Below are 20,671 nucleotides of genomic sequence, written 5' to 3' on the forward strand. Positions count from 1 at the left end.
AACTCCTCCCAAGTCGACACACTCCCTCTTCCTGTCCAACCTGCGTCCCGGGTCGCCGGCGGCTGTCATCGCTTTGTCATCGATGGTTGACATAGAGAGGGAGTGTGCGAGCATATGCTTCAATCAAGAGCAGATGCTCATATAAACTGACGAGGGAGGCTTGGAATGCGACCTGTCTTTGGAGCGCTTGCTGGTGCTGGCGCGTTGCTTCTGGCGGGGTTGTCCTCCGCCCAGGCGGCAACCGAAATCGAGTTCTGGCATGCGATGAGCGGCGCGCTCGGCGAACGCGTCGACGAGTTGGTCAAGAAGTTCAACGACTCGCAGAAGGACTATGTCGTCAAGGCGGTGGGCAAGGGCACCTATGACGAGGTCCTGAACGGCACGATCGCGGCCTATCGGGCCAAGCGCCAGCCGGAGATCGTGCAGTCGAACGAGCGCTCCTTCCTGACCATGGTCAATTCGGGGGCGATCATCCCGACCAGCGAGTTGATGGCCCAGCAGGGCCAGCCGATCGACGTCAAGACATACATCGCGCCGGTCGTCAGCTACTACGCCATCGACGGCAAGCTCCAGGCGATGCCGTTCAACTCCTCGACGCCGATCCTGTTCTACAATCGCGACCATTTCAAAGCCGCGGGCTTCGAGAAGCCGGGCGCGACCTGGCAGGAGCTCGAGCCGCAGCTCGACGCGATCAAGGCCAAGGGCGTGTCGAAATGCGCCATGGTGCTGCCGGGCGACTATGAGTGGAGTTTCCTCGAGAATTACAGCGCCGTGAACGACATCCCGTATGCGACCAAGCGCAACGGCATGGACGGGCTCGACGCCAGCTTCGTCTTCAACAAGGGCAAGCTCGTCGGCCAGGTCGAGCGCATGAAGCGGCTGATCTCGTCGGGCGTGATGCAGCTCGCGGGGCAGGGCGTCATCCCGATCCAGCTCTTCACCTCGGGCGAATGCTCGGCGATCATCGCCTCGACCGCCTCGCATGCCGCCGTCGTCGCCGCCGCCAAATTCGACTGGAGCGCAGCCGAGATGCCCTTCGAGCAGGGCGTGACGCCGAAGAACAGCGTCATCGGCGGCGCGGCGCTCTGGACCCTCAAGGGCCACTCGCCGGAAAAGTACAAGGCGATCGCGGCCTTCTACAATTTCCTGGCCCAGACCGACACGCAGGTCTGGTGGCACCAGGCCACCGGCTATGTGCCCGTCACCGTCGCCGCCTATGACGCCGCCAAGGCGCAGGGCTACTACCAGAAGAACCCGACGCGGGAGATCGCAGTCGTGCAGCTGATGCGCGGCACGCCGAGCGACAATTCGCTGGGCTTCCGCATCGGCAACAGCAACCAGATCAATGTCGCGATCATGGAAGAGGTCTCGGCCGCCTTCCTGGGCCGCAAGCCGGTGCAGCAGGCGCTCGACGATGCCGTCTCGCGCGGCAACGAGTCGCTGCGCCGCTACGAGCAGCTCAATGCTGGCAAGAAGTAGCGCGGCGGAGCTTCCCGCGGCGGCCGGCGGCAGCGGTTGGCGCTTGCGCTGGCCGCTGCGGCGCCGGGCTGCTCCGGCCTTCGCCGACGGTCAGGCCGAGAGCGGCTTGAAGCGGGCCCATTTCACGGAATGGCGCTTGCCCTTCTGGCTGCTGGCGCCGCAGCTCTTCGTCCTCCTGCTGTTCTTCTTCATCCCCTCGGTCAGGGCGCTGATCCAGGCGTTCCAGCTCACCGATCCGTTTGGCGCGACGACGCAATGGGTCGGCTTCCAGAATTTCGAGCGGCTGTTCCGCAGCAGCGTCTACTGGTCCTCGGTCCAGGTCACGGTGGTGTTCACCGTCGCGCAGAACGTGCTGACGCTGTCGCTGGCGCTGCTGCTCGCCTTCGCCTCGAACCACATCCTGCGCGGGCGCGGCGCCTACCGCACCATCCTGCTGCTGCCCTATGCGATCGCGCCCGCGATCGCCGGCATCATGCTCGCCTTCCTGTTTAACCCGCGCGTCGGCCCGGTCGCCCATATGCTGCAGGGGCTCGGCTTCGACTGGGATCCGAACCGCAATTCCTCGCATGCGCTCGCCCTGATCGTCATGGCGGCGTCCTGGAAGCACATCTGCTACAACTACATCTTCCTGGTCGCGGCGCTGCTTTCGGTGCCCCATTCGATCCTGGAATCCGCCTATCTCGACGGGGCCGGGCCGATCCAGCGTTTCCTGCGCATCTCGCTGCCGATGATCGCGCCGACGCTGTTCTTCCTGATCGTCATCAATTTCGTCTACGGGCTGTTCGAGACCTTCGCCATCATCGACGCGACGACGCGTGGCGGCCCGGCCGGGGCGACCTCGATCCTGGTCTACAAGGTCTATCAGGACGGCTTCGTCACGCTCGATCTCGGCTCGTCCGCCGCCCAATCCGTGATCCTGATGGGGCTGGCCCTGCTCCTCACCTATGCGCAGTTCCGCTTCATCGAGCGGCGCGTGAACTACAGCGTTTAGGGGAGGGGCCTGAGCATGAACGAGCGCACGCCCGTCCTCGACGTCGTCTGCCATCTCATCCTGCTGGTCGGCGCAGCGCTCGTCTGCCTGCCGATCTACTTCGTCTTCGTCACGGGCACGCTGACCCAGCAGGAGGTCATGCGGGTGCCGATGTCCTGGCTGCCCGGCGACGCCTACTTCACCAACCTGCAGACCGTGCTGAGCAGCGCCAATTTCGGCCGGCTCCTGCTCAACTCCTTCATCATCGCCAGCGGCATCACCATCGGGAAGCTCTCGATCTCGGTGATCGCGGCCTTCGCCGTCACCTATTTCCGCTTTCCCTTCCGGCTGACCGCGTTCTGGCTGATCTTCATGTCGCTGATGCTGCCGATCGAGGTCCGCATCGTCCCGACCTATGAATCGGCGGCGAATGTCGCCCTGCCGCTCAACATCCTCGGCTCCTGGCTCGGGATACAGCTGCTGGTCGATCTCGACTGGAACATGGTCAACCGCTATTCCGGCCTGATCCTGCCCCTGATCGCCTCGGCCACCGCGACCTTCCTGTTCCGCCAGTTCTTCCTGACGGTGCCGGACGAACTCTGCGAGGCCGCCCGCATCGACGGCGCCAGCCCCTGGCAGTTCTTCCGGCTGATCCTGCTGCCGCTCTCGCGCTCCAACATCGTCGCGCTCGCGATCATCCTCTTCCTGATGGGCTGGAACCAGTATCTCTGGCCGCTGCTGCTCACCACCGAGCCCGCCATGGCCAATGCCGTAATCGGGCTGAAGAAGCTGATGCCGCAGAGCGACTCGCTGCCGACCTGGCACCTGCTGATGAACGCGGCCCTGCTGACGATGCTGCCGCCGACCCTCGTCATCCTTCTCCTTCAACGCTGGTTCGTGAAGGGGCTTGTCGACAGCGGCAAGTAGCGACCAGCACCTCCAGCCAAGGCTACCCTCATGCGGATCATCGGACATCGCGGCGCGCGCAATATCTGGGCGGAGAACAGCCTCAGCGGCTTCCGCAACGTCTGCGGCCTCAAGGTCGATGCGGTCGAGCTCGATGTGCATCTCTCCGCCGACGGCGAGATCATGGTGATCCATGATCCGCTGCTCGAGCGCACCACGGACCATAAGGGGCCGGTGGCCCAGCTCTCCCGCGAAGCGCTGCGCAAGGTTCGGCTCAACGACACGCTGGGCGAGACGATCCCGACCTTGCCGGCCGTGCTCGATCTCTTCGCGCCGACCGGCATCGAGCTCGAGATCGAGATGAAGATGGATGCGCTCGGCAATCCCTATCCCGGCCTGCTGGAGAAGGTCATCGCCCTGGTCGAGGAGAGGCGCATGGCCTCGCGCGTCGTCCTGACCTGCTTCGTTCCGGAGGTCATCGAGGAGATCAAGGCGAAGGCGCCGCATATGCGCCGGCTCGCTTCGGTCGATCGCCGCTCCTGCGAAGCTTTTGGCGGCTTTGAGGCGACGTTGCGGCGCTTCGTCGATCTCGGCTGCATCATTGCCGTCGAGCAGTCGTTGCTGCGTCTCGCACTCGATCGCGCGGTCGGCATTGTCGGGCGCGAAAAACTCGGCGTCTGGGTGCCGAACACCTTGCGCGAGCTCGATTACTGGCTGGGACAGCCGATCTCACAGATCACCAGCGATCGCCCCGATCTCGCCCTGCAGCTGCTGGCCGCGAAGGGAGGGTGAGGCCATGGCCGTCACTCTGTCGCGGGCCCGGCTGGAGGAGATCGGGAGTTCGGTCTCCCGGCCGCGCTACGGGCTGCAGGATCTGAGCGCCGGCATCGTCCATTTCGGCGTCGGTAATTTTCACCGCGCCCATCAGGCCTGCTATCTCGACGAACTCTTCGAGAGCGGTGTCGATCGCGACTGGGCGATCATCGGCACCGGCGTGCAGGAGGGCGATGCCGCGATGGGGCGCGATCTCGCGGCACAGGACTTCCTGACCACGGTCGTCGCGCAGGAAGCGACGTCCTCGCAGGCGCGGATCACCGGCGCGATGATCGATTTCATCGCGCCCGGTGACAGGGCCGCGCTGCTGGCCCACCTCGTCGACGCCCGCACGCGGATCGTCTCGCTCACCGTCACCGAGGGCGGCTACTATGTCGATCCGGCAACGCAGTCCTTCGACGCGAACCACCCCGATATCATTGCGGATGCCGCCGATCGTCTCGCCTCTCCAAAGACCGCCTTCGGGCTGATCGGGGCCGCCCTGCTGCAACGCCGCGCCGCCGGCCTTCAGCCCTTTACGGTAATGTCCTGCGACAACCTGCCGGGCAATGGCCATGTCACGGAAAACGCCGTCGCCGGGCTCGTGGAGCTGGTCGACCGCTCGGATGCGCACTGGATTCGCGAGAGCGTCGCCTTTCCCAATGGAATGGTCGACCGCATCACGCCCGCGACCTCGGAGCGCGAGCGTGCGACCTTGCGCGGCGATTTCGGCATCGACGACCGGCGCCCGGTCTTCTGCGAGGATTTCCGGCAATGGGTGCTGGAGGATCGTTTTTCCGCCGGGCGGCCACGGCTCGAACAGGTCGGCGTGCAGTTCGTTGCCGATGTCGCGCCCTTCGAGCTGATGAAGATCCGTATCCTGAATGGCGGGCACGCCGCCATCGCCTATCCCGCCGGCCTGCTCGATATCCATTTCGTCCATGAGGCGATGGCGGACCCGCAGATCGCGCGCTTCCTCCGGGCGCTGCTCGACGACGAGATCATTCCGCTCGTGCCGCCGGTGCCCAACACGGATCTTACGACCTATCGGCGGACGATCGAACGGCGCTTCGCCAATCCGAAGATCGGCGACACCATCCGTCGGCTCTGCCTGGACGGCTCGAACCGCCAACCAAAGTTCATCCTGCCGACGCTGCGCGACGCAGCTTGCGCCGGCCGCCCCATCGACGGGCTCGCGCTCGTCTCAGCGCTCTGGTGCCGCTACTGCTATGGCGAAACCGAAAGCGGAAAGCTGATCGCGCCGAACGATCCGAGCTGGCAACGGCTGACGGAGCAGGCCCGCAAGGCCAGGTCCCGGCCTGAAGCCTGGCTCGAAATGCGGGATGTCTATGGCGATCTGGCGGACGACCCGCGCTTCCGGGAGGCTTTCGGGCAGGCCCTGCAACGGCTCTGGCGCATCGGCACGCGAGCGAGCCTCGCCCACTATCTGGCACGCGCTGCCGCTGGCTGAGGCCGCCAGCGGTCAGGGGCCTGCGCCGGGGGACGGGCGCCATGTGGGCCTCAGGCGAATGTCGGCTCGCGGAAACACACCGATCACGGACGCTATCGAGCCGCCGCTCGACATGGCGGCCCGCCGTTCAAGTCTCTTCTGCGCCAGAGTTCCGTTTGCGCCGCGACGGAGCGAAACTATCGCGACTTCAGCGCGCCCATCCGACAAATGTCGACCGGGCGCGCCAATCCTTTGAGTACGACCGGACCGATCTCTTCCACATCGACGACGCCGCCGACGGCCGCCGCGACCTTCCGCGTCATCAGGATCTCGCCACTCCTGGCATCTGCGCATAGACGCGCTGCGACATTGGTCACGGTCCCGATCGCGGTGTAGTCCGTTCGATCCTCGAACCCGATCTGCCCCAGCGTCGCATAACCCTGTGATATCCCGATCCCGAAGCCAAGTGCGTGACCGCGTCCGCGCCAGGTTTCTGCCAGGTCGCCGATCTTGCAGCGGATCGCGTCGGCCAACCGGACAGCCTGGGCGGGAGCGTCGGGAGATGGGACAGGATCATTGAAAAGCACCATGATGCCGTCGCCGGAAAAATGGTCCAGCGTCCCCTCATATTGCCGTACCAGTGGCCCCAGCACACCGTGATACTCCCCAAGCGCGGCCATGACTTCTTCCGGCTCCGCTGATTCCGCAAAGGCTGTGAAGCCCCGCAGGTCGCAGAATAGGACGACCACCTCGCGTCGATGGCTGTGAAGCAGGCCGTCATCACCGCCCGAGAGCACGATATCCGCGATCTGGGGTGCCAGGAACCGCTTGAGCCTGCCGATGCGTTCGAGCTCGCCAACCTGGACCGCGACGCGCTGTTCGAGCGTGCTGTTCCACGCGGCAAGCTCGGAGGCCTGCCTCGCCAGATGCTCGGCCTGATCCCGGACCTGGTGGTGAAGCTCCTTGATCCTGAGCATCGCCCGCACGCGCGCCAACAGCCCCATATGGTCGACGGGCTTGGTCAGATAATCGTCGGCGCCGCTATCCAGGCCGGCGGCGATTTCCTTCGGGTCGCTTCGTGCCGTCAGAAGCAGGATCGGAATGAACGGCAGGGTCGGATCGGCCTTGAGTTGCTTGACGACCTCGATGCCGTCCAGCTTCGGCATCATCACATCGAGCAGTACGAGATCGGGCAGCTCGCTGCGGACCTTGTCCAGAGCCTCTTGGCCGTTCTCGGCGATGATGACGTCATAGCCCCGGCTTTCGAGGCGCGCACGCACGATATCGACATTGTCCGCCATATCGTCCGCGACGAGGATCTTGGCTCTTCCGTTCACGTCATGCCTCCCGCGCTACGGAAGAAATTCGCGCACTTTCGCCAGCAACAGCCGCGGGCTGAACGGCTTTGCGACATAGCCGTCGCAGCCGGCGGAACGGGCCTTCGCCTCATCTCCGCTCAACGCGTATGATGTGACGGCGATGATCGGGATATGGGCCAGCGCGGCGTCCGACTTGATGCGCCTCGTCGCCTCGTAGCCATCGATGACGGGCAGCTGAATATCCATCAGGATCAGGTCCGGCCGCTCTGCCGCGGCAAGCTGGACGCCGGCTGCGCCATCGACGGCTTCGACCAGCTCGTAACCCGCGGTCGACAGAAGATCCCGCATGATCTGCCGATTATCGGCCGTGTCTTCGACAATCAGGATTCGCTTGCTCATGAGGCGCTCTCCTGCGCAACCGCACGTACCGGAATCTCTATGCAAAAGGTCGAGCCTTTCCCGAGGGCCGAACTGACCGAAATCTGGCCGCCATGCATCTCGACGATCTGCTTGGCGATGGCCAGGCCGAGCCCACTGCCGCCCTTCTCGCGTGTGCTCGAACTGTCGATCTGCTGAAACTCTTCGAAGATCTTCTCCTGGTCGGCGGCACTGATACCCGGCCCGGTGTCGCGGACGGCAATCAGGAAGCGGTCATTCGGAGCCGAGGCGGCGATCGTGACCTCGCCTGTGTCGGTAAACTTGATCGCGTTGCCGACCAGGTTGAGCAGAACCTGCGACAGGCGCCTGGCATCGCCGCGGCCGACCGGCAGATTCTCGGGGACATCGGTGATCAGCACCAGTCCCTTGGTCCGAGCGAGGGAATCGGTGGCCGCCACGGCCGATTGCACCAGCGAAGGCAGCGCGTAGTCGTCGATCGTGAGCTTCAATTCACCTGCCTCGATCTTCGAGAGATCGAGAACATCGTTGATCAGGCTCAACAGATGCTGCCCATTCTGCTGCACGCGGTCGAGCACGGCGCGTGGCTTCTCCGGCATCTCGCCATAGATCCCATCGATCAGCAGCTCGGCATAGCCCAGGATGGCGTTCAGTGGCGTCCTGAGCTCGTGGCTCATATTGGCGAGGAACTGCGACTTGTGCTGGCTTGCCAGCCTCAGTTCCTCGCTCTTTTCGGCGAGCTCCTGGAAGAACCTCGCATTCTGAATCGCCAGTACGGACTGGTTGGCGAAGGTCTGCGTCAGCCTGACGATCGAGGCTGGAAATTCTCCCACTTCGCGTCGCTGCAGCACGAGCGCGCCCAGCGTGCGTTCCGGAACGGCGAGCGGCACGATCAGCGCCGATCGGAAGCCGGCCGCAAGCGAGATATCGCGCACCGGGTAGCTCTTGCGATGCGCGAGGTCGGCAACCATCACGGGCTGCAGCGTCCGCGCAGCATCGCCCATGGCGGTCCCTTCCGCGTCGATGCGAATGGATTTGAGCGCGCTGACCAGTTCGTCGCCCATATTGCATGCTTCGGCGAGGCGGAAGGTGCGGCTCGACTTGCGGTACTTGTAGATCGCGCCCGCATCCGCTCCCGACAGCTCGACAGCGCGCGAGACGATCGTCGACAGCACCTCCTTCACGTCCAGCGTCGAGGTGACGGCACGCCCGACATCGCTCAGGGCCTGCAACTCTTCCACAGATCGTGCGAGCTCCCGCGTGCGCGCCTGGACCTCGCCGAAGAGGCGCGCATTCTCGATGGCGATAACGGCCTGATCGGCAAAGGTCTTGACCAGTTCGATCTGCCTGTCCGTGAACGGCTTCACGACAAGCCGAACGAGGGACAGCGAACCGATGGGCTGACCGTCCCGCAGGAGCGGTACGCCGAGCATCGTGCGCATCTTCCCGATCGCGAGCGCTTCGTGCCAGGTATATTCGGGATCCACCGTCGCATCGGGGATGTGCACGATCTCTCCTTCGAGCGCGACCCGCCCGACCAGCGTACCTCGCCCCGGGGAAACCCGCTGGAGCTTCATCCACTCGACGAATTCGGCGGTGAAGCCATGGCTCGCGGCGACCCGGTAGACCTCGCCGCTGCGCTGGAACAGAAAGGCGTGTTCGGCCCCGCACAGCCGGCAGGCGGACTCGATCAGCACATCCAGAACCGATTGGAGGTCGAAGGCGGAGCGGCTGATCACCTGGAGGACGTCGGCGGTCGCCGTCTGGTATCTCAGCGCCTCGGTCAGCTCCCCGGTTCGCGCCTGGACCTCGTCGAACAGCCGGACGTTCTGGATCGCGATCACCGCCTGATCGGCAAAGGTCTCGATCAGCTCGATCTGCTTGTCCGAGAAGCGCTGGACGACATAGCGGCTCATCACGATGATGCCGACGACTTCGTCGTCGAGCATGAGCGGGACTCCGAGCATGGAGCGCCTGTCATCATTCGCAACGCCGATGAAGAGCTTGAACTCGGCATCCGCCTGAACGTCCTCGACCTGAATGGTGCGACGCTCGAGCACGACGCGGCCGGTGATCGACCCGCGGTCGAGCGGGATCGGGCCTTCGGACAAAAGCTGCTGGAGTTGCTCGTTCCGGACGCCATCCGTTGCTACGAGGCGGTACTCGCCGGCCCTCAGGGCAACGATCGAGGCGATGTCGGCTTTGCACAGCCGCCTGGCGGTCTGGGCGATGCTGGCGAAGATCGGCTGCAGATCATTGGGCGACCCGCTGATCACCTTGAGAACATCTGACGTCGCCGTCTGCTGCTCCAGCGCCTCGGCAAGCGCGCGCGTCCGTGCCTGCACCTCGTCGAACAGTCGCACATTCTCGATGGCGATGACGGCCTGGTCAGCAAAGGTCGTGACCAGCTCGATCTCCTTCACCGCGAAGGAGCGCGGCGTCTTGCGCATCAGTGACAATATCCCGATCGGCGTCCCCTCTCTCAGGAGCGGCACCCCGAGCATGGCGCGAAATCCTCCGCGCCGCTGCGCCTCGCTCCAGGTGTATTCGGCGTCGACGAGCACATCGGGGATATGGACGGTTGCCGCCGTGATCGCGGTGCGGCCGACCAAGGTGTTGCGGCCGAGCGCGATCGCTTGCTCGCGCATGAAGGCCGTGTATTCGGGCGAGAAACCGCTCCCTGCTGACATTCGATAGACTTCGCCCTCGCGGCGGAACAGGAACGAGCTGTCCGCGCCACAAAGCTGCATGGCTGACTGGACGAGCACGTCGAGCACGGGCTGAAGCTCGAAGGCCGTGCGGCTGATCACCTTCAGGACCTCGGCTGTCGCCGTCTGCTGCTGCAGGGCTTCCGTCAGCTCGCGCGTCCGAGCCTGCACCTCGTCGAACAGCCGCACATTCTCGATGGCGATGACGGCTTGGTCGGCGAAGGTCTGCAGCAATGCGATCTGCTTCGGGCTAAACGGTTGCACCTCGGTGCGGCGCACCACCAGTGCCCCGATACCCTCGCCCTCCCGTAGCAGTGGCACCGACAGCGTCGTCCTGTGCCCCATCTGGCGGGCCATCTGATAGCCGTCTGGAAATTCGCCCGCCTCCTTGCTGAGATCCTCCACATGCACCGGCACGCGATCGAGGACCGCACGTCCGGCGGTCCAGTGCCGGTTGAGGGGCCATCGCTCGAGATTGATCGGGATTGGTCCGTGATGCGCGTCGAAGACGAGATCGTCGCCGTCCCGCAACAGGACGACAGCATCATAGGCCTCGCAGAGCTGGCAGGCGCTTTGCGCAACCGCCTTCAGGACCGGCGCGATATCCGTGGGCGAGGATGCGATGGCGCGCAGGATATCGCCTGTGGCGACCTGTTGCTGCAAGGCTTCCGTCAGCTCCTTGGTCCGTGCCTGGAGCTCGTCGAAGAGCCGGACATTCTCGATCGCTATGACCGCCTGATCTGCGAAGGTCTCGACCAGTTCGACCTGCTTGCTGGTGAACGCCTGGACATCGCGGCGAAGCAGCGCCAAGGCGCCGATCGGCTTGCCGTCGCGCAGCAATGGCACGCCAAGCGCAGAGCGCCAGCCTCCGAGCTTCTGGCCTGTGAGCAGGGTGTATTCAGGGTCGGAGAGCACATCGAGGATTTGCACGGGCCGGCCTTCGTCGATCGCCCGGCCCGTGACCGTCCCGCGACCCTCCCCGTAGGGATTGTGTTCGAGATAGTCCCGGAACTCATCGCTCAGGCCGAATGTCGCGTCCATGTGGTGCCTGCCGTCGCGCAGCCGCGTCAGGACGACCTGATCAGCCGCGCACAGGTGGGCAGCCGATTCAGCGAGCGTATCGAGCACGGCCTGGAGATCGAAGGCCGACCGGCTGACGGCCTTCAGGACGTCGGCCGTGGCGGTCTGCTGCTCCAGGGCCTCCGAGAGCTCACCTGTTCGCTGCTCGACCGTTTGTTCGAGGTTGGAATAGGATTCGCGTAACCGGCCGGCCATGGTGTTGAACGCGCCGGCAAGAGCCTCGAGCTCATCGCCCGTTCGAATGTCGATCCGCTGGTCGAGTTCGCCGGCCCCGATCCGTGCTGCGGCGGTGCGCAACGCCTGGATCGGCACGACCATCCGGCGCGCCAGAAGAGTGCCGGCGAGCCCAGCCAATCCGACGGCGGCCAGCAGCAGCAAGCCCAAGCGCCGCAACGAACGGGAGAGGGAGGCATAGGCCTCGTCGAGCGGCGACTCGGCGAAGACGAGCCAGCCCGTAGTCGGAATCGGCGCATGGGCGGTCAGTACCGGCTGCCCCTGGCCGTCGCGCGCCTCCTTCACCTCGTCCGAGCCGGCGCGTGCCGCTGCGACGTGCGGCAACTGCGCCAGGCTGGTGTTGCGCAGCACGAGGCTGATATCGGGATGGGCGATCAGCCGGCCGGCCGCATCGACGACATAGGCGACCCCGCGTTCGCCAACCCGGATGCCGGCAACGATGTCCCAGATCTGCTTGAGATTGACCTCTGCGATGCTGACGCCGGCATCGCGCTGCGCACCAGCAAGCGCGATCGTCATGTAAGGTTCCGATTCGCGACGGAAATAGACGGGGCTGTGATGGACCTTGCGGGCCAGCGCTTCCGTGAACGTCTCGTCCTTCGAGAAGTCAGCACCGCTTCCGACGACGTCCGTCGCGAGGCGCGAGACCCGCAATTGTTCCTTTCCCGCAGGATCCAGTTGGGCAAGCTCGGTTATCGCTGGTGCCTGGCGCAGCAAGCGGAGGGCATCGAGGCGGCGCTGATCGAGCGGCGCCTCAGACCACGGCAACTGTGTTGTCCAGCCGAGCTGGCCTTCGATTTCCCTGACGAACTGGCTGATCCGCGTTGCTGCCGTTTCTGCCTGCTCACGCTGGAGACGAAGCAGCAGGGCCTTATGGTCCTGGTACGAGAACCAGATTTCGAATGCACCACTGATCAGAAGTGCAACGCTGACAACGGCGGCGAAGAGGCCGACATATTTTCGGATAAGGCGGCCACGAGGGACGGGTGCGGTTCTATCCGCACCAGGCATAACGACGCTGTTCACCCCCGCGTTCATTCGATTGCGGCATCGGCGCGAGCGACCCGTCGTCGCTGCGGGAGAACCGACGCAGCCCGAAGCCGAGCCGCGGCACAGTCCTTCGCGAAGGCGGTGATGGCGGCGACATGAGCGAAGAACACAGCATGCCGGGTTGCCATGGGATCACCTCGTCATCCGGACGGGCATCTGGCGCAGAGCCGGATCGCGGGCACGCGTCTCACCACGTGACAGGGCACCTGAGCCCTGTCGACGGGCCGACCGGCGATCTCGCTGGGTTGACGCCGCCATGACAGCCCTCCCTGCGAGGGCTACTTTGTGCCAAAACGACGCCTCTGCCAATGCTCACGCGCATTGTCCTTGGGGTGTCCTCAAAGCTACCGGGGCTCTCGCGCCGAACGATCCGAGCGGGCAACGGCTGACCGAGCAGGCCGGCAGGGCCAGATCCGGGCGCCCCCTGATCACTCGGGGACTGTCCGGCGATCAGCGAGCACGATCAGCGGGCCATGAACCAACACGGATTTTCGCTTGACGAGGTGAGGATGCGGGGTCGGAAATAGCAGACCCTATGGTCCCGGAATGGGCGTAGACGGGATTGACTGCGGCGATCGGATTCGCGCGGGCGGGAGGACTATCGGACAGGCACTATTCATGCTTCGCGGGGATTGCAGCAGGGGAGGCCGGGATGACGAAAACCACCTACGCAGACTGGATGGCAGTGCTGGAGCGCATGGAGCGAACCCAGCGCGAGCATTATCTCGCGGGCCATGACGACGAGGGCGACGCCGTCGGCAGGCAGATCGAGCAATGGATCCTGGCCGGCCGGGCCCAGGGTTATTGCGTGCGGGACGGCAGGCCCCTGACGGATATGCGACACCCTTCCGAGACAAATCTGGCGAGCGAGATGCGGCGCCAGGCGGGCGGTCACCGGTCATCGAAGCACTGAGCCCTGCAGTCGCGTAACGCGCTGCTGCTCCGGGATTTCCTGCGGAACGGGCATCCGCTGCCGGGCCGGCGCTCCTGGCCGTTGCCGGTGCGAAGCGGCCGCCGACATGGGCGGCCCTGACGGTCGGGAGATGCCATGAAGCGGGTCGCCACCTGCACATGCGGCCAACTGAGCATCACTGTCGAAGGCGAACCGCGTGGGGTCAGCCTGTGCCATTGCCTTGCTTGTCAGAGCAGGACGGAGAGCGCTTTCGCCTATCTGGCCGGCTTCGCCGCGCCCTACACGGTGTCGGGCCGGGCCTCTGAGTATAGTCGCAGCGGCGACCAGGGAGCGACGTTCAGGTTCCGCTTCTGCCCGACCTGCGGGACAAATCTGTATCACACCGAAGTGGGTACGACCGGATCCGTATCGGTTGCCGTCGGCGCCTTCGGCGACCCGGATTTCCCGCCGCCCGAGATGTCCGTCTACGAGATCCGGCGGCATGGATGGGCCGCGCTGCCGTCCCGCATCAAGGCGTTTCCGAAAGACCCCGATTGAGCGCTCGGATGCCGGCCTCGCGCCCCATCCACAAATTGCCGCCTTAATCGCGAATTCTGCGAAAATCCCTGCCGTTGAAAACCTCTGCCAAAAGCCGCGTTCCCAGATCGGCTTCCTTCTCGGACAGCCCGGAAAATCCGAGCAGCAGTCTCGATGTGTCGCAGGATGCGACATTCATCCGGGACAGCGGCATGACGACGACGCCTTTCGCCAAAGCGGCTGCGGAGACCGCTCTATCATTGCTCCAGGTTCCCGTACTGCGTGCTGTGAGATTGATGCCCTGATCCGGAACCACGACGGCAAGATGGTCGCCGGTACGGTCCATCAGGAGGCTCGCCAGCAGATCCCGCGACGCGCGCAGACGCTCCCTGAGGCGGCGCAGATGCGCCGGAAAATATCCCTCATTGAGGAAATCAGCAACGACACGTTGCTGGAACGTCGGCGGACAACGGTCAAGCGCGGGGCGCACTGCCCTGAACACCGGCACGAGATCGGCCGGGACCACGAGATAGCCAAGGCGCAGGCTCGGCAACAGGGCTTTGCTGAAGGTGCCGGTATAGAGGACGCGATGGGCCTGATCGAGGCCTTGCAGCGATGCGATCGGATGCCCGTCATAGCGAAATTCGCTGTCGTAATCGTCCTCGACAATCCAGCAGCCATGTTCGCTTGCATAGGAGAGAAGCTCCAGTCGCCGGGGCAGGGAAAGAACGGAGCCGACCGGATATTGGTTTGATGGTGTCACATAGAACAGCGCCGGTGGTTGCAGCCTGCCGGACGCCAGTTGCTCCGTCATGACCCCCTCGTGATCCACGGGCAGGCCGACAATCGTCGCGCCATTCAGCGTCAGGCATTGGCGGGCAGGCGGATAGCACGGGTCTTCGACAATAACGCTGTCGCCGGGAGAGGCCAGAACGCGGAAAGCCAGATCGAGCGCCTGCTGGGTTCCGGCCGTGATGAACAACTGATCAGGCATACAGCGCACCCCCCTCGAAACGGCCAGATGAGCGGCGATCGCGGCCCGAAGTCCGGGCTCCCCCTGAATGTCGCCATAGCCTTCAAAAGCGTAGTTCATGTGCCGGCCGGCTATGCGGTTGAGAAGGCCCGCCGTCCGGTCATCATGAGCGATCCGTCCCGTCACGAACGGCAGGGCTTTTTGCGGTTCGAGACTGGGTCCGGAGGTCAGAACTCTCGTGACCGCTTGCGAGACCGTGCGGCTGGTCGCCTGCGCCGCGGGCTCCTTGCGTTCGCCAGCCCGCAAAAGCCGATCGGGAACACCTGGGGATATGTAGGTGCCGGACCCGTGACGGGCGACGGCATAGCCTTCTGCGATCAGGATCTCATAGGCCTCGGCAATCGTGCCGCGAGAGAGCTTCCATTCCTGCGATGCCAGACGACTCGAGGGCAGTCGCTGTCCCGCGTGCAACCGGCCATCGGCAATCGCACCGCGCAGGGCAAGGTAGAGCTGCCGCGCCAGGGACGCCGGCGAGGACGGGTCGATATTCGGCAGAAAGCCAGCCGACGGGCTTTCCCTTCGCCTCTTCAGATTCATCAAGCCCTCTCATCCAAGGGGCTCACGCAAGCAAGTGGCTCAGGGCGGAATCGTATAGTGGCTCTGTAAATTCAATCAACAATGCATTTTGATTAGGCCACTTTCAAATCGCCGCCGCGGGTCGGTTTTTGAGCGTCCTTCAAAGCGAATGTGCTGGAGTTCCTGATGCCGATGTCTTCGACCAGATTGCGGATTGCCGTGCTCTTCGGCGGACGCTCCGCCGAGCATGACGTTTCCGTGCTCTCAGCCACCAATGTCATGAGTGCCCTGGAGCCCGCGAAATATGATGCGGTTCCGGTTTTCGTGACGCGCGCAGGGCAATGGTTGCTGAGCCGCTTCGAGGGCGGCACGCTCGCCAAACCCGAGACTGGTACGGAGCTATGCCTTGTCCCGGGCGGGCGCGGGCGAATGATCGCGATCGAGGCCGGTGGCCGAATGGTCGACGCCGGGACGATCGACATTCTGTTTCCGGTCCTGCACGGGCTCTACGGCGAGGACGGTTCCATACAGGGGCTTGCGGAGGTGGCGCGCGTGCCGCTCGCAGGCTGCGGCATCCTCGGCTCTGCGGCAGCGCTCGACAAGGATATCGCCAAGCGGCTGTTGCGGGCTGCTGGCCTTCCCGTCGCCCGGTCGGTGACCATCAGCGAAGATTCGGCACCTGATCTTGCGGCTCTCGAAAGCGAGCTTGGGCTGCCGCTTTTCATCAAGCCGGCCCGACAGGGGTCCTCGATCGGCGTCAGAAAAGTCTCCGGAAGCCAGGAATTCATGCCGGCTCTGAGCGAAGGGTTCCGGCATGACCGCACACTGCTTGCCGAAGAATTCATTCAGGGTCGTGAGATCGAATTCAGCGTGCTGGAAGATGAAACAGGCGGGCTGTTCGTATCCCGGCCCGGCGAGATCGTTCCGGCCGAGAGCCACGGCTTTTACAGCTACGACGCCAAATATATCGACGAGAATGGCGCGGCGTTGAAGGTGCCGGCAGAGTTGCCGCCGGAGGTCGAGGCGGATATGCGCGAGATGGCCGCCAGGGCGTTCAGGGCGCTCGGCTGCGATGGCATGGCGCGCGTCGATTTCTTTCTGACCGCGGATATGCAGTTCGTCGTCAACGAGGTCAACACGATTCCGGGCTTCACCAATATCAGCATGTATTCCAAGGCGATGGCAGCGAGCGGCGTGAGCTATGCCGAAATCATCGATCGCCTTGTTTCGCATGGCTTGGCGCGCGCCGGCCGGGCCGGGTGACGATGACAGCGCGGATCAGCTCGTGGGTCGTAACCCCGCTGTCCCGGTCCGTCGGGCTCAAGGGCAGGTGCGCCCCCCGGCGGCCCGATACGGTGGGCACAGAGGCAAGCTCCGTGACCGGACCGGCGCGCCCTGGCGGCATGAGCGCAATCGAGCGGAGCCGCACGGGCGCTGCCCTTTGTCGTGCCTCCGGAATCGGGCAGCCGATTGGGCACCGGAGGCACGCCCGCTTGTTGCACAATGATCCGCAAGGTTCCCACGAACTGGCCTGCCGTCCGATAAATGGTGGTGGGATTTTTCGTTAACCTTCACGCGATAACGTCCTCGATCGATGGAACCGAATCGGGGAAATGGGAGTTTCCCTTCCGTCACGCTGCATTGAATGGGCGGCGTCGTCGTCCTGGCAACGAGGGATAACCGATATGAAAACCATGCTGGTTCTGGCCGTTTCTGTGGGGCTGATGGGCGTAGGTGGCTGTGCCGCCGATATGTATGGCAAGGGCAAGGGTAAAGCCCCGCCACCGGTGGCTTCACCAATCGTGACCAAGGGCTGACGCCTTCGAACCAGCGAAGCTGGGTCATCCAAGTTTGGCCCGCCGCTCCGAAAGGGGGGGCGGGTTTTTTCGTCCTCCCGTGCTGCTCCTCGTTTCCGCTTCGGGCGTTCAGCTTGTCGCCCTCCTGAGATGATCCCCGAGGCGTCAGAGCGCCTGAAAGCGGGCAGGGCAGTCGCCGCTTGTGCCCGGGCGGCCGTGTCGGTGACGATGATCCGATCGGCGAGCGGCCCTTGAATCTCGGCGAGATAAAGCGAGCCCGCCCCGGCACCTCAGCCCGCCATCAGATGGCTGAACAGGATTGAACTGCCGAGACCGATGAGCGCCAGGCCGCCGATCCGCTCGGCCCAGCGCCCGAATGTGGCACCGACGAGGTTGCCGGCCATCATGCCACCCGTCGACATCACGAATGTCGCGAAGCCGATGGCCAGCGCGACCACGACGATGTTCACGTCCAGGAAGGCGAGCGACACGCCAACCGCCATGGCGTCGATGCTGGTGCCGATCGCGGTCGCCATGAGTGCCCAGAGCGAGTTGCCCTGCGAAGCCTCTGCGCGCTCGGCCGCAGGCTTCATGGAATGCAGGACCATGCGCCCGCCGACGATGCCGAGAAGAACGAACGCGATCCAGTGGTCGACGGCGGCGACGTACTGGCTTGCGGCGAACCCCGCGGACCAGCCGATGAGCGGCGTGATGGCCTCGATGATGCCGAAGATCGCCCCCGTACGAAGCGCCTCCACGAAACGTGGGCGGCTTGAAGCGGCGCCCCGGCCAACGGAGGCCAGCAGGGCGTCGACGGACATGCCCACGGCGAGCACGGCGATAGAAGCAGGTGACATGATCGTCTCAAGGTGCGGACGGAGGGCCGGACGGATCTCGGGCCCTGTCCACAAGGCCTCTCCGTCACGGTCTCGCTTGGCCGAAATCATCCGGCTGATCGCACCACGCAGTCCTCGCCGCGAGCGTGTTGATGCGATCGCGCGCCGAAGCGCGCCGCTACTCCCCGATGCGCATGCACCTAGTGACTCCTGCTCGCGCTGTCAATTCGGTAGTGATTTCAATTGTTTAGTATTGAGAAGCATTGGCAGGAGATGCTGCTGCGGCTTTGACCGGAAGGCGCTCCACGCCATGGACGATCTGTGCATCGAAAGATCCGGCGGGTGATCATGCGGGTAGGGCAGTTCGCCGAAGCGATGGCGGGCCTCCAGGACAAAGCCATGGCGCGCAGCGGCCGGTCCTGCTGGACGTCAAACACGCGATCTTGAAAATGCGGCAAACGGAATTTCGAAGACAGCATTGCCCCGGGGCGTAGGATCGGCCGCGCGATGCCAGCAACACCACAGGGGAGAACGACCGTGCCGCGCCTGACCGCCAAGGACTTTCCGCAGGAACTGCTCGAACTGTACGACTATTATGCGCATGGAAAGATCACCAAGCGCGAATTCCTCGACCGCGCCGGCAAATTCGCCGTGGGCGGCATGACGGCGGCGTCGATCCTGGCCTCGATGAGCCCCGACTACGCGCTCGCGCAACAGATCTCGTTCACGGATCCCGATATCGTCGCCAGTTACATCACCTACCCGTCGCCGAAGGGCCATGGCGAAGTGCGGGGATATTTGGTTCGTCCGGCGAAAGCATCCGGGCGCGTCCCCGCCGTGGTCGTCGTGCATGAGAACCGCGGCTTGAACCCTTATATCGAGGATGTCGCGCGCCGGGTCGCGAAGGCCGGCTTCATCGCCCTCGCACCGGATGGCCTGAGCTCTGTCGGCGGCTATCCCGGCAATGACGACAAGGGCCGCGAGCTGCAGCAGAAGGTCAATCCCGAGAAGCTGATGAACGATTTCTTCGCGGCCATCGAATTCCTGATGAAGAGCGATCAAACCACCGGCAAGGTCGGCATCGTCGGCTTCTGCTATGGCGGTGGTGTCGCCAATGCCGCCGCCGTCGCCTATCCCGAACTGGGCGCGGCCGTGCCGTTCTATGGCCGGCAGCCCCGCGCTGAGGACGTGCCGCGCATCAAGGCGCCGCTCCTGATCCATTATGGCGCGCTCGACACCGGCATCAATGCGGGCTGGCCGGCCTATGAGGCGGCTTTGAAGGCGGCCGGGAAGACGTATGAGGCTCATGTCTATCCAGACGCCAATCACGGCTTCCATAACGACTCGACACCCCGCTATGACGAGGCTGCGGCCAAGCTGGCCTGGGACCGGACAGTCGCCTGGTTCAAGCGCCACCTGAGCTGAACCGCATGGGCAGCTGTGCATGAGCACGGGCGACAACGACCAGGAATGCACCTGAATTGGCGATCTCCGGGCAGGGGAGGGCCATGGGCTGTTGACCCGTCCGCGAGCCAGCAAACCGGAGCGCGGGCGGTGGCAATGTTTGGAATGGGCCGTCCGCGGCGTCAGGCGTGGCGCTGAAGCGGACGCGATCGACGCACAGGCTATGGGCCGGCTTGTGCGTGGGGGGCACGAGAGCGCCTCGAGAACTGGTATTCGGCAACCGGAACAGACACTGAATCAAGCTTCCAGAAGCCGGAAAACGTCGCACGAATGAGCCGAAAGAAGGCCCGCCACGGGGAATCGGCAAGGAAGAAATACCGGATATCGCGACAAGGCCTGGCCGCGAAAAGTCCGCCTGGTTGAGCGGCAAAACCCGCTCACCACCCAGGGGCGCCCGCTGCCGGAGCCGGTCCGCTCGACGATGGCCATGGCCACGCGGCAAACAGGCGATAGCCTGGCAGGAGCCGGTTTTTCTGTCTGAGCGCCACCACCGCGGTGCTGCTTGTCGATCGCGCGCCAAGACATGGACGCGATGGGCGGCCGCGAACGAGGGGGCTGGATTTCTCTAGAAATCGCCGAGGATTTGAAGGGGCATGCACGCCGTCTCCGTCCAACCCGTTTTCAGATGGGTTCCATTGACACAGGCGAATCCCGATTCTTTGGCAATGTCGAATGAAACAAAGACTATCAATGAATTTTGGGATGGAGCAGAGGCTGGAAATTGCCTCGTGAGCTGCATATCGTCGATTTGGATTGATTTTTGTCGATAGCAGCGACCACCATAGGGCGCGGTTTTCTCTATTCCCCAAAGAGATTTGTTTTCTTTTCTTCGAAATTCAACCGCTAGATCCAGTCGGCACGTATAGGCCGTTTTGGAATATTTTTGCATAATCACCGCAGCGCCGCTGCAATGGGTCGTCATGAGTTCATCGGAGGGAGCAGTCGCCGAAAATTCGCATGCATAACTCAGTGTGAAAATGTCGATGTTTTCAGCATTTGACGGCGTGCTTGCGAGGAATAGTCCAGCGCAGATCATCAGTGATTTTCGCATGGCTTCCCTCCGTGCGCGATCTCGCTGTTCCGTTTCCCGCGCAGCAGCAATTTGACGGTCTGCTCCTCCCGGACTGAGCCTGTCTCCGAGCGATACCGGCCGATTGGAAGGGCCCCTCATCGGGAAAGGCGCGGCAATGAG

Annotated in this window: 16 protein-coding genes; 10 read left to right on the top strand and 6 right to left on the bottom strand. The window is 64.0% G+C overall.

Annotated elements, in window-relative coordinates; all coding sequences use genetic code 11:
• Nucleotides 1–165 precede the first annotated feature (165 nt).
• From FG93_RS00835 to FG93_RS00855, 5 genes are read left to right on the top strand one after another with little or no spacing between them, the layout of a single operon-like run.
• On the top strand, nucleotides 166–1,479 hold the full coding sequence (locus FG93_RS00835) for an extracellular solute-binding protein (protein ID WP_043230680.1): 1,314 nt from the start codon (nucleotides 166–168) through the stop codon (nucleotides 1,477–1,479).
• A complete protein-coding gene (locus tag FG93_RS00840; RefSeq protein WP_081881213.1) occupies nucleotides 1,463–2,470 on the top strand; it encodes an ABC transporter permease subunit in 1,008 nt (335 codons plus the stop codon). Before FG93_RS00835 ends, FG93_RS00840 begins: the two co-directional genes overlap by 17 nt.
• A 15-nt stretch (nucleotides 2,471–2,485) precedes the next feature.
• Nucleotides 2,486–3,376, top strand: coding sequence for an ABC transporter permease subunit (locus FG93_RS00845; protein ID WP_043230682.1), 891 nt, complete (start codon nucleotides 2,486–2,488; stop codon nucleotides 3,374–3,376).
• Nucleotides 3,377–3,406: 30 nt separating this feature from the next.
• Nucleotides 3,407–4,147, top strand: a complete 741-nt coding sequence (locus tag FG93_RS00850; RefSeq protein WP_043230684.1) for a glycerophosphodiester phosphodiesterase family protein — start codon at nucleotides 3,407–3,409, stop codon at nucleotides 4,145–4,147.
• Nucleotides 4,148–4,151: 4 nt separating this feature from the next.
• Entirely contained in the window at nucleotides 4,152–5,639 is a 1,488-nt protein-coding gene (locus FG93_RS00855; protein ID WP_043230686.1) for a mannitol dehydrogenase family protein, read from the top strand.
• A gap of 176 nt (nucleotides 5,640–5,815) precedes the next feature.
• Here the strand turns inward: FG93_RS00855 and FG93_RS00860 are convergent, their stop codons facing one another.
• The 3 genes from FG93_RS00860 to FG93_RS33445 are packed head-to-tail and all read right to left on the bottom strand — an operon-like array spanning nucleotide 5,816 to nucleotide 12,393.
• Nucleotides 5,816–6,955: a response regulator gene (locus tag FG93_RS00860; RefSeq protein ID WP_043230689.1), complete on the bottom strand. Its 1,140-nt coding sequence runs from the start codon at nucleotides 6,953–6,955 to the stop codon at nucleotides 5,816–5,818.
• Between the two features lie 15 nt (nucleotides 6,956–6,970).
• Nucleotides 6,971–7,336, bottom strand: coding sequence for a response regulator (locus FG93_RS00865; protein WP_043230692.1), 366 nt, complete (start codon nucleotides 7,334–7,336; stop codon nucleotides 6,971–6,973).
• Nucleotides 7,333–12,393: a GAF domain-containing protein gene (locus FG93_RS33445; protein ID WP_052513138.1), complete on the bottom strand. Its 5,061-nt coding sequence runs from the start codon at nucleotides 12,391–12,393 to the stop codon at nucleotides 7,333–7,335. The genes FG93_RS00865 and FG93_RS33445 overlap by 4 nt, the downstream gene beginning before the upstream one ends.
• 664 nt (nucleotides 12,394–13,057) lie before the next feature.
• On the opposite strand from FG93_RS33445, the gene FG93_RS00875 reads away from it, so the two are divergent.
• Both FG93_RS00875 and FG93_RS00880 read left to right on the top strand, forming a co-directional pair.
• Complete coding sequence (locus FG93_RS00875) at nucleotides 13,058–13,318, top strand: hypothetical protein (protein WP_043230694.1); 261 nt, start codon at nucleotides 13,058–13,060, stop codon at nucleotides 13,316–13,318.
• 135 nt (nucleotides 13,319–13,453) lie between these two features.
• Nucleotides 13,454–13,855, top strand: coding sequence for a GFA family protein (locus FG93_RS00880; protein ID WP_043230697.1), 402 nt, complete (start codon nucleotides 13,454–13,456; stop codon nucleotides 13,853–13,855).
• A gap of 43 nt (nucleotides 13,856–13,898) precedes the next feature.
• Here FG93_RS00880 and FG93_RS00885 read toward each other — a convergent pair whose 3' ends face one another.
• A complete protein-coding gene (locus FG93_RS00885; protein WP_052513140.1) occupies nucleotides 13,899–15,404 on the bottom strand; it encodes a PLP-dependent aminotransferase family protein in 1,506 nt (501 codons plus the stop codon).
• 165 nt (nucleotides 15,405–15,569) lie between these two features.
• Between FG93_RS00885 and FG93_RS00890 the strand changes: the two genes are divergently transcribed.
• Nucleotides 15,570–16,646, top strand: a complete 1,077-nt coding sequence (locus FG93_RS00890; RefSeq protein WP_043230895.1) for a D-alanine--D-alanine ligase family protein — start codon at nucleotides 15,570–15,572, stop codon at nucleotides 16,644–16,646.
• Between the two features lie 422 nt (nucleotides 16,647–17,068).
• Nucleotides 17,069–17,200: an ABC transporter gene (locus tag FG93_RS32215; RefSeq protein ID WP_200878049.1), complete on the top strand. Its 132-nt coding sequence runs from the start codon at nucleotides 17,069–17,071 to the stop codon at nucleotides 17,198–17,200.
• A 269-nt stretch (nucleotides 17,201–17,469) separates the two neighbouring features.
• Here the strand turns inward: FG93_RS32215 and FG93_RS00895 are convergent, their stop codons facing one another.
• Complete coding sequence (locus FG93_RS00895; protein ID WP_043230897.1) at nucleotides 17,470–18,036, bottom strand: manganese efflux pump MntP family protein; 567 nt, start codon at nucleotides 18,034–18,036, stop codon at nucleotides 17,470–17,472.
• Between the two features lie 516 nt (nucleotides 18,037–18,552).
• Here FG93_RS00895 and yghX point away from each other — a divergent pair.
• The gene (yghX, locus tag FG93_RS00900) at nucleotides 18,553–19,440 is read left to right on the top strand and encodes a YghX family hydrolase (protein WP_043230699.1); all 888 of its coding nucleotides are present in this window, start codon (nucleotides 18,553–18,555) and stop codon (nucleotides 19,438–19,440) included.
• A 604-nt stretch (nucleotides 19,441–20,044) separates the two neighbouring features.
• On the opposite strand, the gene FG93_RS32220 is transcribed toward yghX, so the two are convergent.
• Complete coding sequence (locus FG93_RS32220; RefSeq protein WP_152579233.1) at nucleotides 20,045–20,530, bottom strand: hypothetical protein; 486 nt, start codon at nucleotides 20,528–20,530, stop codon at nucleotides 20,045–20,047.
• Nucleotides 20,531–20,671: the final 141 nt, after the last annotated feature.

This window comes from Allobosea sp. LC85 (assembly GCF_000735605.1).
Classification (GTDB): domain Bacteria; phylum Pseudomonadota; class Alphaproteobacteria; order Rhizobiales; family Beijerinckiaceae; genus Allobosea.

What these genes read in the sequence shown, in the direction of transcription:
- FG93_RS00835 (WP_043230680.1), top strand. Translation starts at nt 166, where the DNA reads ATGCGACCTGTCTTTGGAGCGCTTGCTGGTGCTGGCGCGTTGCTTCTG.
- FG93_RS00840 (WP_081881213.1), top strand. Translation starts at nt 1,463, where the DNA reads ATGCTGGCAAGAAGTAGCGCGGCGGAGCTTCCCGCGGCGGCCGGCGGC.
- FG93_RS00845 (WP_043230682.1), top strand. Translation starts at nt 2,486, where the DNA reads ATGAACGAGCGCACGCCCGTCCTCGACGTCGTCTGCCATCTCATCCTG.
- FG93_RS00850 (WP_043230684.1), top strand. Translation starts at nt 3,407, where the DNA reads ATGCGGATCATCGGACATCGCGGCGCGCGCAATATCTGGGCGGAGAAC.
- FG93_RS00855 (WP_043230686.1), top strand. Translation starts at nt 4,152, where the DNA reads ATGGCCGTCACTCTGTCGCGGGCCCGGCTGGAGGAGATCGGGAGTTCG.
- FG93_RS00865 (WP_043230692.1), bottom strand. Translation starts at nt 7,336, where the DNA reads ATGAGCAAGCGAATCCTGATTGTCGAAGACACGGCCGATAATCGGCAG.
- FG93_RS33445 (WP_052513138.1), bottom strand. Translation starts at nt 12,393, where the DNA reads ATGAACGCGGGGGTGAACAGCGTCGTTATGCCTGGTGCGGATAGAACC.
- FG93_RS00875 (WP_043230694.1), top strand. Translation starts at nt 13,058, where the DNA reads ATGACGAAAACCACCTACGCAGACTGGATGGCAGTGCTGGAGCGCATG.
- FG93_RS00880 (WP_043230697.1), top strand. Translation starts at nt 13,454, where the DNA reads ATGAAGCGGGTCGCCACCTGCACATGCGGCCAACTGAGCATCACTGTC.
- FG93_RS00885 (WP_052513140.1), bottom strand. Translation starts at nt 15,404, where the DNA reads ATGAATCTGAAGAGGCGAAGGGAAAGCCCGTCGGCTGGCTTTCTGCCG.
- FG93_RS00890 (WP_043230895.1), top strand. Translation starts at nt 15,570, where the DNA reads ATGCCGATGTCTTCGACCAGATTGCGGATTGCCGTGCTCTTCGGCGGA.
- FG93_RS32215 (WP_200878049.1), top strand. Translation starts at nt 17,069, where the DNA reads ATGAAAACCATGCTGGTTCTGGCCGTTTCTGTGGGGCTGATGGGCGTA.
- FG93_RS00895 (WP_043230897.1), bottom strand. Translation starts at nt 18,036, where the DNA reads ATGTCACCTGCTTCTATCGCCGTGCTCGCCGTGGGCATGTCCGTCGAC.
- FG93_RS32220 (WP_152579233.1), bottom strand. Translation starts at nt 20,530, where the DNA reads ATGCGAAAATCACTGATGATCTGCGCTGGACTATTCCTCGCAAGCACG.